Source organism: Amycolatopsis sp. CA-211722 (genome assembly GCF_056828465.1).
Genome location: NZ_CP184752.1, coordinates 216,631 through 229,783 on the forward strand (window position 1 = coordinate 216,631; position 13,153 = coordinate 229,783).

General features: G+C 69.0%; 11 protein-coding genes. 2 read left to right on the top strand and 9 right to left on the bottom strand.

Translation table 11 applies throughout. The annotated features are described in order from the left end of the window. Positions 1-15 precede the first annotated feature (15 nt). A complete protein-coding gene (locus tag ACOCEP_RS01010; RefSeq protein WP_482335304.1) occupies positions 16-303 on the bottom strand; it encodes an acylphosphatase in 288 nt (95 codons plus the stop codon). A gap of 203 nt (positions 304-506) precedes the next feature. Here ACOCEP_RS01010 and ACOCEP_RS01015 point away from each other — a divergent pair, with 203 nt between their 5' ends. Beyond that, the gene (locus ACOCEP_RS01015) at positions 507-1,100 is read left to right on the top strand and encodes a hypothetical protein (protein WP_482335305.1); all 594 of its coding nucleotides are present in this window, start codon (positions 507-509) and stop codon (positions 1,098-1,100) included. 158 nt (positions 1,101-1,258) lie between these two features. Here ACOCEP_RS01015 and ACOCEP_RS01020 read toward each other — a convergent pair whose 3' ends face one another. Genes ACOCEP_RS01020 through kdpF form a run of 6 tightly spaced genes read right to left on the bottom strand, consistent with a single transcriptional unit; the run spans position 1,259 to position 9,016 of the window. Further along, positions 1,259-1,960 (bottom strand): response regulator, encoded by a 702-nt coding sequence (locus tag ACOCEP_RS01020; RefSeq protein ID WP_482335306.1) that lies wholly within the window; start codon positions 1,958-1,960, stop codon positions 1,259-1,261. Then, positions 1,957-4,542 carry a DUF4118 domain-containing protein gene (locus ACOCEP_RS01025; protein WP_482335307.1) on the bottom strand — a complete coding sequence of 862 codons (2,586 nt, stop codon included), beginning with the start codon at positions 4,540-4,542 and terminating at the stop codon, positions 1,957-1,959. Before ACOCEP_RS01025 ends, ACOCEP_RS01020 begins: the two co-directional genes overlap by 4 nt. A gap of 5 nt (positions 4,543-4,547) precedes the next feature. Further along, entirely contained in the window at positions 4,548-5,159 is a 612-nt protein-coding gene (locus ACOCEP_RS01030) for a potassium-transporting ATPase subunit C (protein ID WP_482335308.1), read from the bottom strand. 4 nt (positions 5,160-5,163) lie between these two features. Then, a complete protein-coding gene (gene kdpB, locus ACOCEP_RS01035; RefSeq protein WP_482335309.1) occupies positions 5,164-7,257 on the bottom strand; it encodes a potassium-transporting ATPase subunit KdpB in 2,094 nt (697 codons plus the stop codon). Then, a complete protein-coding gene (kdpA, locus tag ACOCEP_RS01040) occupies positions 7,254-8,915 on the bottom strand; it encodes a potassium-transporting ATPase subunit KdpA (RefSeq protein ID WP_482335310.1) in 1,662 nt (553 codons plus the stop codon). Before kdpA ends, kdpB begins: the two co-directional genes overlap by 4 nt. Next, positions 8,915-9,016: a K(+)-transporting ATPase subunit F gene (gene kdpF / locus ACOCEP_RS01045; RefSeq protein WP_020630647.1), complete on the bottom strand. Its 102-nt coding sequence runs from the start codon at positions 9,014-9,016 to the stop codon at positions 8,915-8,917. The genes kdpA and kdpF overlap by 1 nt, the downstream gene beginning before the upstream one ends. Positions 9,017-9,360: 344 nt before the next feature. Between kdpF and asnB the strand changes: the two genes are divergently transcribed. Beyond that, entirely contained in the window at positions 9,361-11,193 is a 1,833-nt protein-coding gene (asnB, locus tag ACOCEP_RS01050) for an asparagine synthase (glutamine-hydrolyzing) (RefSeq protein ID WP_482335311.1), read from the top strand. Positions 11,194-11,213: 20 nt separating this feature from the next. Here asnB and ACOCEP_RS01055 read toward each other — a convergent pair whose 3' ends face one another. Beyond that, positions 11,214-12,134 carry an ABC transporter permease gene (locus tag ACOCEP_RS01055; RefSeq protein ID WP_482335312.1) on the bottom strand — a complete coding sequence of 307 codons (921 nt, stop codon included), beginning with the start codon at positions 12,132-12,134 and terminating at the stop codon, positions 11,214-11,216. A gap of 228 nt (positions 12,135-12,362) precedes the next feature. After that, positions 12,363-13,151, bottom strand: a complete 789-nt coding sequence (locus tag ACOCEP_RS01060; protein WP_482335313.1) for an ABC transporter permease — start codon at positions 13,149-13,151, stop codon at positions 12,363-12,365. Between the last annotated feature and the right edge of the window lie 2 nt (positions 13,152-13,153).

Genomic DNA, 13,153 nt, shown 5'->3' on the forward strand with positions numbered 1-13,153 from the left:
GTGGGACGCCGGGCTTCAGCGCTCCACGAACCCTCGAAGCCCGCCCTTCGCAGGCGACCACCGCTCGACGACGTGATCCACACTTCCGGGTGATTCCCCGGAGCGCAGGGTCGCCAAAAACCGCTCACAGTGTTCACGAACACCCTCCGCTATCACCTCGACACGTCCGTCGGCCAGATTGGCCGCGCTGCCGACGAGCCCCAGCTCAAGCGCCCTGCTGCGGGTCCACCAGCGGAAACCGACACCCTGGACCCGGCCGTGCACCCACGCGGTCAGCCTGATGTGCGTTACTTCTTCACTCACGACCCCTATCGTGCACCATGCGGATGAACGCGGAGGGTGAACACGACGTCCGCTGTAGTTCGCAGACGGTGATGCGGCGGTGATAATCTCCGCGCCGGGTCCCCGCTTTGGGCTACCTCGCCCGGGTAGCCGAACTCCCCGAAGTCCCCCATCCGAGGAGCCAGCACATGCCCCGTCCCGACGGGTCTGATTCGAGCGCACGCGTGTCCGTGGCACCGCCGCGCGGCGCCACCGGCAAGCTCAACCGCGCCGGCTACGCCGTACTCGGCGTCAGCGGCCTCGTGGTGGCGACGGCCTTCGCCGCGATCGCCGAACTCGCGGGTCCCGGCGTCTCCGCCACCGCGGGCGGCACCGGCGTCCCCGGCGGCGGACAGGGCATCGCCCCCGCCGGCGTCCAGCTGGTCCCGGGCAACGCCGTGCCCGGCGGCCCGATGACCGTCAGCGGCTCGCCCACGCCGGGCGCGCCCTCCAGCTCGACGGCGCCGCCGACCACGGTGACCTCGGTCGGCGCGGACGGCAAGGAGACGACGAGCGTCGTCACCCCGCCTCCGGTCGTGCCACCGAACCCGAATCCCGGTCCCGGGCCGGGGCCGGACCCTGATCCCGGCCCGTCGAAGCCGCCGACTTCGACCCCAACACCGACGAAGACGACGACAACCACTCCGACTTCGACGACCCCGACGGATCCACCGTCGAGCACGCCGGGTGGCGGCTCCAGCTCCAGCGGCGCGCCGGAGTCCTCGCCGGGCAAGTCCAGCACCTCCGGCACGGACACTTCGACGAGCAGCGCCCAGTAAGCCTCACCGCGCGCTATGAACGGGACGTTCCTTGCCAAATTTGCCAGGAACGGCCCGTTCATAGCGTTCGGGGGTGACGTCCGGATGTCATGAAAGGGTCGTTCAGGACGAAAAACGTCAGGAACGACCCTTTCATGACACCCGGGACCACGAGGGGATCACAACTCGAAGCGGTACCCCATCCCCGGTTCCGTCAGCAGGTGCCGCGGCCGCGAGGGTTCCGGTTCCAGCTTTCGCCGCAGCTGCGCCAGATACACCCGCAGGTAGTGCGACTCGGTCTCGTACGTCGGCCCCCACACCTCGTGCAGCAGCTGCTTCTGCGCCACCAGACGCCCGCGGTTGCGCACCAGCAGTTCCAGCACTCCCCATTCGGTCTTGGTGAGATGTACTTCCTTGCCGTCCCGGCGCACCTTCTTCGCCGCGAGGTCGATCCGGAAGGATCCCGTGTCCACCACCGCGTCCGCACCGTCCACACCGGACGAAGCCGAGCGGCGTACGGCGGCCCGCAGGCGCGCCAGCAGTTCGTCCATGCCGAAGGGTTTGGTGACGTAGTCGTCGGCGCCGGCGTCGAGGGCCTGCACCTTGTCGGCCGAATCGCCGCGCGCGGACAGCACGATGATCGGCACGGTCGTCCAGCCGCGCAGCCCGGCGATCACCTCGGTGCCGTCGAGGTCGGGCAGGCCGAGGTCGAGCACGACGACGTCGGGTTTGGTTTCGGCGACGGCCTTCAGCGCGGCCGTCCCGTCGTGCGCGGTGATCACCTTGTAGCCGCGGGCGGACAGGTTGATCCGCAGGGCTCGCACGATCTGCGGTTCGTCGTCGACGACCAGCACGGTCGCCGACGCGGTGTCTGCGCTCATCGCACTCGCTCCTCCTCTTCGTTCTCGAGGCCCTCGTCATCGAACGCGAGGAGGCTCTTTTCCGGATCCTGACCAACATATGCGGGCAGTGAGATGACGACGGTGAGCCCGCCGCCGGGCGTGTCCTCCGCCCGGATCCGCCCGCCCATCGCCTCGGTGAACCCCTTGGCGACCGACAGCCCCAGTCCCACGCCGGGCACGCTGTCCCGGTCTCCCCCGAGCCGCTGGAACGGCGCGAACGCCGAGTCCGCGGTGCCCTTCTTGAGCCCGCGCCCGTGGTCGACGATGCGCAGTTCGACGTGTTCGGAATGTGTGCTCGCGCGGGCCGAGACCGGCTCGCCGGACGAGCCGTGCCGCAGCGCGTTGTCGATCACGTTCGCCACGACCCGTTCCAGCAGGCCGGGATCGGCGCACACCGACGGCAGCCGCGAGTCGATCGCGACCACGACCGAAGCCGAGTTGTCCACAGTGGACAGTGCGTGCGAGACCACCTCGTCGTAGCCGACCGGACGCAGGTGCGGGCGTACCGCGCCGGTCGCCAGCCGGGACGAGTCGAGCAGGTTGTCGATCAGCCCGGCCAGCCGGTCCGCCGATTCCTCGATCGCTTCGAGCAGTTCGTCGGTGTCGGATTCGGACAGTGAGATGTCGGTCGCGCGCAGGCTGCCGATGGACGCCTTGATCGACGTCAGCGGCGTCCGGAGGTCGTGGCCGACGGCCGACAGCAACGCCGTGCGGAGTTCGGTCGCCTCGGCCTTGCGCTCGGCCCGGATGGCCGCCTTCGCCGTCCGCTGCTGCCGCAGGGCCAGCAACGCCTGTCCCGCGACGGCTTCCAGTACTCCCCGGTCCGAAGCGGGCAGCGCGCGGCCCCGCAGCGTCAGGTGGACGTCGGCGGTGACGGCGATATCGACGTCGGCCTGGTCCGGGTCGGCGCACGGATCCGTGCCGGCGCTCGCCACCCGTTTCCACTTCCCGTCCCGCTTTTCCAGCAGGGTCACCGAAGTCAGGCCGAAGTTCTCGCGGACCTTCTCCAGCAGCCGCTCGATCGGGTTGGCGTGCGTGAGCACCGTCCGCGCGTACGACGCCAGCAGCGCCGCCTCGGTCCGCGCCCGCGCGGCCTGCGTCGCGCGCCGGGCGGCGGTGTCGACGACCGCCGCGACGAGGACCGCCACCAGCACCATCGCGACCAGCGTGATCACGTTGCGCGGCTCGTGGACAGTCAGGTTGTACAGCGGCGGGGTGAAGAAGAAGTTCAGCAGCCCGGCCGAGACCACCGCCGCGAGCAGCGCGGGGCCGAGCCCGCCCGCGAGCGCGACCAGCACCGTCGCGAGGACGTAGTCGACCACGTCGGTGGAGAAGTCGAGCTGGTCCCGCAACAGGACACCGAACAGCGTCGCCAGCGCCGGCAGCACCAGCGAAAGCACCCATCCGGTCAGGCGGCGCGAGGGCGTCAACGGGCTCCGGGCGAAGCGGGCGCGCAGCCGCCCGCCCGCTTCGTCGTGCGTGACCATGTGGACGTCGATCGGGCCGGACCGCTGGACCACGGCCGCACCGATACCCTCGTCGAACAGCCGCGCCACACGGGACCGCCGCGAGGTCCCGACCACCAGCTGGGTCGCGTTCACCCCGCGCGCGAAGTCGAGCAGCGCCGTCGGCACGTCGTCGCCGACGACGGTGTGAAAGGTCGCGCCGACCTCCTCGGCCAGTTTCCGGTATTTGCCGACCGCAGTCGGCCCCATTCCGGCGAGCCCGTCGCCGCGCAGGATGTGCAGCACCTGCAGTTCGGCCCCCGCGCGGTTCGCGATGCGGCTCGCGCGGCGGATCAGCGTCTCACTCTCCGGACCGCCGGTGATGGACACGACCACCCGTTCGCGGGCTTCCCACGTGTCGGTGATCTTCTGCTCGGCCCGGTACCGCTGCAGCGCGACGTCGACCTGGTCGGCGACCCACAGCAACGCGAGCTCCCGCAGCGCGGTGAGGTTGCCGGGCCGGAAGTAGTTGCCCAGCGCCGCGTCGATCCGCTCGGCCGGGTACACGTTGCCGTGCGCCAGACGCCGCCGGAGCGCTTCAGGGGTGATGTCGACCAGCTCCAGCTGCTCGGCCCGCCGCACGACCTCGTCGGGCACCGTCTCCTGCTGGGTGACGCCGGTGATGCGCTCGACGACGTCGTTGAGGCTCTGCAGATGCTGCACGTTGACCGTGGAGAGGACGTCGATCCCAGCGGCGAGCAGTTCGTCGATGTCCTGCCAGCGCTTCTCGTTGCGCGAACCCGGCACGTTGGTGTGCGCGAGTTCGTCGACCACGGCGACCTCGGGGGCGCGGGCGAGCAGGGCGTCGAGGTCCATCTCCTCGAACTCGCGGTCCCGGTGCGCCGACCGGCGGCGTGGCACGATCTCCAGGCCTTCGACGAGCTCCGCGGTCTTCTTCCGGCCGTGCGTCTCGACCAGGCCGATGACCACGTCGGTGCCCCGATCGAGGCGGCGGCGCGCCTCCCCGAGCATCGCGTAGGTCTTGCCGACGCCCGGGGCCGCGCCGAGGTAGATCCTCAGCTCACCCCGGCGCGGCTTGGTCGTGTTCTCGTCCACGTCTGTCAGTGTGCTCCTCCGGCCGCGTCGCGCACGGCCAAGTTGACCTTCAGCACATTGACGCCCGGCACACCGATCCCGGCGCCGCTCGTGTTCTCCGCGACGAGTTGCCGGACCTTCTCCTCGGTCAGGCCCGTGTTCCTCGCCACTCGCGGGATCTGCAGGTCCGCGTAGGCGACGCTGATCGCCGGGTCCATCCCCGATCCCGACGCCGTCACCGCGTCGGCGGGCACCTGCGCCTCCTGGACACCCTCGCGGGCGGCGATGAGCTTCTTGCGTTCGCCGATCGCGGCGACCAGGTCCTCGTTGTACGGGCCCTTGTTCGACGGGCCGGACGACGACGGGTCTCCGGGGCCGAGAGCGTCCTTCGAGCCCGCGGACGGCCGGTTGTGGAACCACGGGTCCTTCGCCGGGTCGGCCGCGACCGGATCGACGCCGATCAGCGACGAGCCGACGGCCTGCCCGTCCTGGCTGATGACCGAGCCCTCGGCGTTGCCTTCGAGACCCGGGATGCGGGAGACCGCCCACACGCCGAGCGGGTAGGCGACACCCAGCAGGACGGTGAAGACGAGCAGGACACGCAGCCCGGCGAGGGTCTGCTTCAGCAATGCGTTCATGGCGTTACCCGATTCCAGGGATGAGACGGACGAGCAGGTCGATCAGCCAGATCCCGAGGAACGGGCTGACGATGCCGCCGAGGCCGTAGACCAGCAGGTTCCGACGCAGCAGCGCCGAGGCGGACGACGGCTTGTACCGGACGCCGCGCAGGGCGAGCGGGATCAGCCCGACGATGATCAGGGCGTTGAAGATGACCGCCGACAGGATCGCCGACTTCGGCGTCGCGAGCTGCATGATGTTGAGCGCGCCGAGCTGGGCGAAGATGCCGGTGAACATCGCGGGCAGGATCGCGAAGTACTTCGCGAGGTCGTTGGCGACGCTGAAGGTGGTCAGCGCGCCGCGGGTGATCAGCAACTGCTTGCCGATCTCCACGATCTCGATCAGTTTCGTCGGGTCGGAGTCGAGGTCCACCATGTTCCCCGCCTCCTTGGCGGCGGAGGTCCCGGTGTTCATCGCGACGCCGACGTCGGACTGCGCGAGCGCGGGGGCGTCGTTGGTGCCGTCGCCGGTCATCGCGACCAGCCGCCCGCCCTCCTGTTCCTTCTTGATCAGCGCCATCTTGTCCTCGGGTTTGGCCTCGGCGAGGTAGTCGTCGACGCCCGCGTCCCGCGCGATGGCCTTGGCGGTCAGCGGGTTGTCCCCGGTGATCATGACGGTCTTGATCCCCATCGAGCGGAGCTGCACGAACCGCTCCTTCATGCCGGGTTTGACCACATCGGACAGCCGGATCACGCCGCGTACGAACGCTTTCGCGCCGTCGTACTCCGCGACCACCAGCGGTGTGCCGCCCTGCCCGCTGATCTCGTCGACGACGCGTTCGGTCTCGTCCGGCATGTCGCCGCCGCGTTCGCGGACCCATTCGCGCACGGCGGCGGTGGCGCCCTTGCGGACCTGCCGTTCGCCGATGTCGATGCCGCTCATCCGGGTCTGCGCGGTGAACTCGACGAAGTCCGCGAGCTTCTCGTCGTCGGACGCCGTCTCCGCGAGACCGTGTTCCCGCGCCACGAGTTCGACGATGCTGCGGCCTTCCGGCGTGCCGTCGGCGAGGCTGGAGAGCCGGGCCGCCTTGGCGATGTCGTCCACAGTGGACTCGCCGACCGGGATCAGCTCGGTGGCCTTGCGGTTGCCGAAGGTGATCGTGCCGGTCTTGTCCAGCAGCAGCGTCGAGACGTCGCCCGCGGCCTCCACCGCGCGACCGCTGGTGGCGAGGACGTTGCGCTGAACCAGCCGGTCCATCCCCGCGATCCCGATCGCGGACAGCAGCGCGCCGATCGTCGTCGGGATCAGGCAGACCAGCAGCGCGGTCAGCACGATCACCGACTGCTGGCTGCCCGAGTAGCCCGCCATCGGCTGCAGCGCCACGACGGCGAGCAGGAAGATGATCGTGAGCGTGGAGAGCAGGATCGTCAGCGCGATCTCGTTCGGCGTCTTCTGCCGGGAAGCGCCCTCCACCAAGGAGATCATGCGGTCCACAAAGGACTCGCCGGGTTTGGTGGTGATCTTCACGACCACGCGGTCACTGAGCACCGTGGTGCCGCCGGTGACCGCGCACCGGTCGCCGCCCGACTCACGGATGACCGGGGCGGACTCGCCGGTGATGGCCGATTCGTCGACGGTCGCGATGCCCTCGACGACGTCGCCGTCGCCCGGGATGACCTGCCCGGCCTCGACGACCACGAGGTCGCCGACGCGCAGATCGGCGCCCGGCACGGTCTCCTCGTCGCCGTCCTCGGTGAGACGGCGCGCGACGGTCTCCTTCTTGCTGCGCCGCAGGGTTTCCGCCTGCGCCTTGCCCCGGCCTTCCGCGACGGCCTCGGCGAGGTTCGCGAACAGGACGGTGAACCACAGCCAGATCGTGATGAGGATGGTGAACACGCTCGGGTCGGTGATCGCGAAGACCGTGGTCAGCGCCGAGCCGATCCACACCACGAACATGACCGGGTTGGCGAGCTGGTGCTTGGGGTTGAGCTTGCGCAACGCCTCCGGCAAGGAGGTCAGCAGCTGGCGTGGGCTGAAGATGCCCGCGCCGACCCGGCCGGTGTTTTCGACGTGGTGCTGGGTTGTTTCTTCGGGAGTGCGTTCCTGGGTGACGGTCATGCGAGTGCCTCTGCGATGGGCCCGAGCGCGAGCGCCGGGATGAAGGTGAGGGCCGCGACGAGCACGATCGTGCCCGCGAGCATCGTGCCGAAGAGCGGCCCGGTGGTGGGCAGCGTGCCGGCGGTCTCCGGAACCTTCCGTTGGGAGGCGAGGGATCCGGCCAGGCACAGCACGGCGAGGATCGGGACGAACCGGCCGAGCAGCATGGCCACCGACAGCGAGGACTGGAACCAGTCGTTCGTCACGGTGAGCCCGCCGAACGCGCTGCCGTTGTTGTTGCCCGCCGAGGCGTAGGCGTACAGGACTTCGGAGAGGCCGTGCGCGCCCGAGTTCGTCATGGCGGCCGGGGTGTCGGCCAGCATCAGCGCGACACCGGAACCGAGCAGGACCACGGTCGGCATCGCCAGCATGGAGACGGCGGCGCAGGTGACCTCGCGTTTGCCGAGCTTCTTCCCCAGGTATTCCGGCGTCCGGCCGACCATCAGGCCGGCGAGGAACATCGCGATCACGGCCATCACGAGGATGCCGTAGAGGCCGGTGCCCACCCCGCCCGGCGAGATCTCGCCCAGCAGCATGTTGAGCAGCGCGCCTCCGCCGCCGAGCCCGCTGTAGCTGTCGTGCGCGCCGTTGACCGCGCCGGTCGACGTGCCGGTGGTGGCGTTGGCGAACAGCGAACTCAGGCCGATGCCGAACCGCTGCTCCTTGCCCTCCAGATTCGCCCCGGCGGCCAGCGACGCGGGGCCGCTCGCGTTGGCTTCGGACAGCCAGGTGACCGCGAGCATCGCGGTGAACAGCCCGGCCATCACCGAAAGCAGGACGTAACCCTGCCGGGTGTTGCCGACGAGTTTGCCGAAGGTGCGGGTCAGCGAGACCGGGATGACCAGGATCAGGAAGATCTCGATCAGGTTGGTCCAGGCGTTGGGGTTCTCGAACGGGTGGGCGGAGTTGGCGTTGAAGATGCCGCCGCCGTTGGTGCCGAGTTCCTTGATGGCTTCCTGGCTCGCGGCGGGCGCGAGGGCGATCTTGCTCGTGCTGCCGTCCGGGTTGAGGACGTCGACGCCGCTCTTGAGGCTCTGGACGACGCCGAGCGCGATGAGCGCGATCGCCGCGACGAACGCGATCGGCAGGAGGATCCGGATCGTGCCGCGCGTCAGGTCCACCCAGAAGTTGCCGAGGCGGTCGGTCTTCGAGCGGACGAAGCCGCGGACGACCGCGATGGCGACCGAAAGGCCGACGGCGGCGGACAGGAAGTTCTGCACGGTCAGCCCGGCCATCTGCACGAAGTGACCCATGGTCGCTTCGGGGCTGTAGGACTGCCAGTTCGTGTTGGTCACGAAGCTGACGGCGGTGTTGAAGGCGACCGCCGGGGAGACCGGTTCCTTGCCGAGGCTCCACGGCAGGATCGCTTGGAGCCGTTGAAGCAGGTACAGGAAGACGACGGAGACGAACGAGAAGCCGATCACGGCGGACGCGTAGGTCTTCCAGTGCTGTTCCGATCCGGGGTTCACCCGGAACAGGCGGTACAGGCCGCGCTCGGCCTTCAAGTGCTTCTCGGTGGAGAAGACGCGCGCCATGTAATCGCCCAGTGGCCGGTAGACCACGGCGAGCGCGACGAGGAGGAGGCCGGCCTGCAGGAGGCCGGCCGCGGTGTCTGACATCAGAATTTCTCCGGCCTGACCAGTGCGATGAACAAATAGACGATCAGCCCCAGCGCCAGCAGTCCGCCGACGACGTTGGCCACGGTTCCCGTGCCGGTCACAGCTTTTCCAGACCGCGAAGGGTCAGGGCGAGAACCACGAATACGCCGATCAGGAGCACGGCGTAGAGCAAGTCGGCCACTAGGCACCTCTCAGAACAGGTCACCCCATCGGTGACCAGGACTCCGCAACACTGCGCCAGGTCAGGGCGCTTCCGGCCTCGGACTGACGGCCTCTTGATGCCCCGATCGGGTGCCTTTACGCCTTCTTGATGCCCGGTGACGTGCCCCACAGACCGTGACGCACTGCGGACGGAGCGTGCAATTCGGGCAGACAAGCCGCGCGAACCGTGTTACACCAGTGTTACGGATAGTTGTATGTGCTAACTAATCACCAGGAGGTAGCGATGTGCGGAATCGCCGGGTGGGTCTCCTATGGCACGGACCTGACACAGCGTCGCGAGGTCGTCGACGCGATGACCGAGACGATGGCGTGCCGCGGGCCGGACGACTCGGGCACCTGGGTCCGGCCGAACGTCGCGCTGGGCCACCGGCGGCTGGCGATCATCGATCTGCCGGGCGGCAGGCAGCCGATGGCCGAGGCCGGGCTGGCCGCGATGGTCTACAGCGGTGAGGCGTACAACTTCACCGAGCTGCGCGAGGAACTTCTCAAGCGGGGCCACAAGTTCGAGACCGACAGCGACACCGAGGTCGTGCTCCACGGTTATCTGGAGTGGGGCGACGAGGTCGTCGACCACCTGAACGGGATGTACGCCTTCGCGATCTGGGACGAGCGCGACGAGAAGCTCGTGATGATCCGCGACCGCATGGGCATCAAGCCGTTCTACTACTACCCGACCCCGGACGGCGTCCTCTTCGGTTCCGAGCCGAAGGCGATCCTCGCGAATCCCTTGGCGCGCAAGGTGGTCGACACCGACGGCCTGCGCGAGCTGATGGCCATGACCAAAGCCCCGGGCTGGTCGCTGTGGAAGGGCATGCACGAGGTCGGCCCGGGCACGATCGTCACGGTCGACCGCTCCGGGATCCGCACGCGGACATACTGGAAGCTCGACGCGAAGCAGCACACGGACGACCAGGAGACCACGGTCGAGCGCGTGCGCGAGCTGATGACGGATATCGTGCACCGTCAGCTGATCGCCGACGTCCCCCGCTGTGTCCTGCTCTCGGGCGGGCTCGACTCCAGCGCCGTCACCGGTCTCGCCGCGGCGCGGCTGGCCGAACAGGGCGAGCGGCTGCGCACGTTCTCCGTCGATTTCCAGGGCCAGGAGGAGAACTTCAAACCGGACGAGGTGCGCGACACCCCGGACTCGCCCTTCATCCGCGACGTCGCGCAGCTGGTCGGCTCCGACCACAAGGACGTCGTGCTGAACCCGGCCGAGCTCAGCGACCCGGAGGTCCGCCGCAAGGTGCTGACCGCGCGGGACATCCCGGCCGGGCTCGGCGACATGGACACGTCGCTGTACCTGCTGTTCAAGGCGATCCGCGCGGAGTCGACGGTGGCGCTGTCCGGCGAGTCCGCCGACGAGGTCTTCGGCGGCTACCGCTGGTTCCACGACGAGGCCGCGGTGAACTCGGGGACTTTCCCTTGGCTCGCCTTCCGGATGGGGCTCACCAGCGAGCGGGGCGCCCTCCTGCGCGGGGAGGTCCAGAAGAAGCTGGACCTGCCCGGCTACATCGCCGACCAATACGCCACCGCCGTCGCGCAGGTCGAGCACCTCGACGGCGAAAGCGAGCAGGACCGCAAGATGCGCACGGTCTGCAACCTGCACCTGAGCCGGTTCGTGCGGATGCTGCTGGACCGCAAGGACCGGGCGTCGATGGCGGTCGGGCTCGAAGTGCGGGTGCCGTTCTGCGACCACCGTCTCGTCGAGTACGTCTACAACACGCCTTGGTCGCTGAAGACGTTCGACGGCAGGGAGAAGAGCCTGCTGCGGCACGCGACCGAACACGTGCTCCCGGCCTCGGTGCGGGACCGGGTCAAGAGCCCGTATCCGTCCACTCAGGACCCCGGCTACGCGGCGGCGTTGCAGCAGCAGGCCAAGGAGGCCCTGACCGAACGGGACAACCGGGTGTTCGAGCTGGTGGACCGCGACTGGCTGCACCGGGTGTCCGAAGTGGACCCGGCGACGATGTCGTCGGCCCAGCGCTCCGGGATCGACCGGGCGCTGGACCTCTACCACTGGTTCGACCTGTACCGGCCCGAACTGCGGCTGGACTGAGGTCTCGGTCCGCCGCCGTCTCAGCGACGGCGGCGGACCGTGCCCCCTGCCGCGATACCCCCGAGCACCGCGGTCGCGGCGAGCAGGATGCCCGCCTCGGTCCATTGGAACCGCCAGAACCGGTCGACGGGCTGATAGACGGTGAAGTCCTGATAGCCCGCCGCCAGCGCACACGCGCTCTTCCCCAGCCCCAGCGGGCAACCGGGCACTTCGTCCAGCGAACTCGTCTCGCGGCCGTCCGGCGTCAGCCTGCCCAGCTTGACGATCAGCGCCCCTTTCGTGGCCGGATCCGCGCCGATCGTGCGCACCGGCTCGGCGTAATGCGGCCTCAGCACCAGCAAGGCGATCGAAGCCGCGAGGAACACCGCGACCGTGATCGCGATGGCGGGCAAGGTCTTGCGGACCAGTGCCCCGGCAGCGGCACCGAGCGCGAACGCGAACAGCCACCAAGCGGCGGGCGCGATCCCCAGCGCGCCGAAGTAGGACGTCTCGGCGAAGGTATCCGCCTTGCCGGGGAACATTTCCAGCCACCTGCCGAACATCTGCCCCGAGACCAGCCCGGCCAGCATCGCGCATCCGGCGAGAACACCGAACTTGACCGTCAGCCAGTGCCCGCGACCGACCGACTGCGTCCACGCGAGCTGGTGGGTGTTGCGTTCGTATTCCCTGGCCAGCAGTGGCGCGCCCCAGAAGACACCGGCCAGGAGAGGAACGAACGGCATCAGCACGACCAGCGGGTAGATCGTCTGATAGAGATCCTCCAGCCCCGCGTCGTACTCACGGCACGGGATGCCGCCCCCGTGGCAGTACCAGGAGGTCTTGCCGTTCGCGGCGCCGGCGGCGAACTGTCCGGAGAGGAACAGGATCCCGCCGAGCACGGCGAGAAACCCGAGGGTGACGAGCAGCTGGGTGCGGTGCTGCCGCCAGGTGAGCCAAAGCAACGAGAAGTGCCTTTCTAGGAGCGGCGACGGACGCGTGTCGTCCGTGCAGTCACGCGAAACCGCCCGACCGCAGGTAACCGAGACACAGTTGGTTCTATCGACGCAGAGGGCGAAGGTGGCGTTGTGATCGGCGGCGTTCCGGCGCCCCGATGCGCCCAATGTGGCATTGGGGACCCTCACCGCCCCAATGCCACATTGGGCGCACTCAACCCTTTGCCTTACCACTTTCTAAGAGCGGCGCCGGACAGCGAAGGCCGCGGCGACGGCGAGCAGCAGCGAGAACCCCGTCAGGATCGCGGCTTCGGTCCACTGGAAACGCCAGTACCAGTCTTGCGGCAGGACCTTGAGCGCGGTGATCTCCCCGGCGGCGTCCCTGATCATCTCCACGACCCGGCCGACGGGCTCTTTGCCGAGCGGGACGAGTTCGGGTTCCGCGTAGCCGTCACGGACGTCGCTCAGGCCGATCATCAGGCCCACCGCCACCGCGATGGTGACGGCGATGGCGGGCAGGGTCTTGCGGACGAGCGCGCCCGCGGCGGTGCCGAGCACGAACCCGAAGAGCCACCACGCGCCGGGTGCGACGCCGGTCATCGTGAACAGGACCGGGTTGTCGAAGCGGCTGGTGAAGACGACGTCGCCGCGGTCGGCAGGGAAGGCCTCCACCCAGCGCTGCATCATCGCGCCGAACGCGAGCCCGCCGAGGGTGGCGAGAACGGCGAGCGATCCCAGCTTCACGCCGAGCCAGCGGAACCGCGAGATCGACTGGGTCCAGGCGAGTTTCGTCGTACCGCGTTCGTATTCGGCCGCGACCAGCGGGGCACCCCAGAAGACACCGATCGCCACCGGGACGACCTGGAGCCAGGAGAGATAGGTGTACAGATCCTTGAAGAGCTTCGCCGGGTCCGGGCTGTCCGCGGCGGCGTTCCCGTTGATCAGCAACAGGATCCCGACGGCGACGAGCAGGCCCGCCGTGATCAGCAGTTGCATCCGGTGCTGGCGGCAGGTGAGCCAGAACATCG

Excerpts from the sequence above, each read along its gene's own strand:
- ACOCEP_RS01020 (WP_482335306.1), bottom strand. The coding sequence starts at position 1,960 with ATGAGCGCAGACACCGCGTCGGCGACCGTGCTGGTCGTCGACGACGAA.
- ACOCEP_RS01030 (WP_482335308.1), bottom strand. The coding sequence starts at position 5,159 with ATGAACGCATTGCTGAAGCAGACCCTCGCCGGGCTGCGTGTCCTGCTC.
- kdpB (WP_482335309.1), bottom strand. The coding sequence starts at position 7,257 with ATGACCGTCACCCAGGAACGCACTCCCGAAGAAACAACCCAGCACCAC.
- kdpA (WP_482335310.1), bottom strand. The coding sequence starts at position 8,915 with ATGTCAGACACCGCGGCCGGCCTCCTGCAGGCCGGCCTCCTCCTCGTC.
- asnB (WP_482335311.1), top strand. The coding sequence starts at position 9,361 with ATGTGCGGAATCGCCGGGTGGGTCTCCTATGGCACGGACCTGACACAG.
- ACOCEP_RS01060 (WP_482335313.1), bottom strand. The coding sequence starts at position 13,151 with ATGTTCTGGCTCACCTGCCGCCAGCACCGGATGCAACTGCTGATCACG.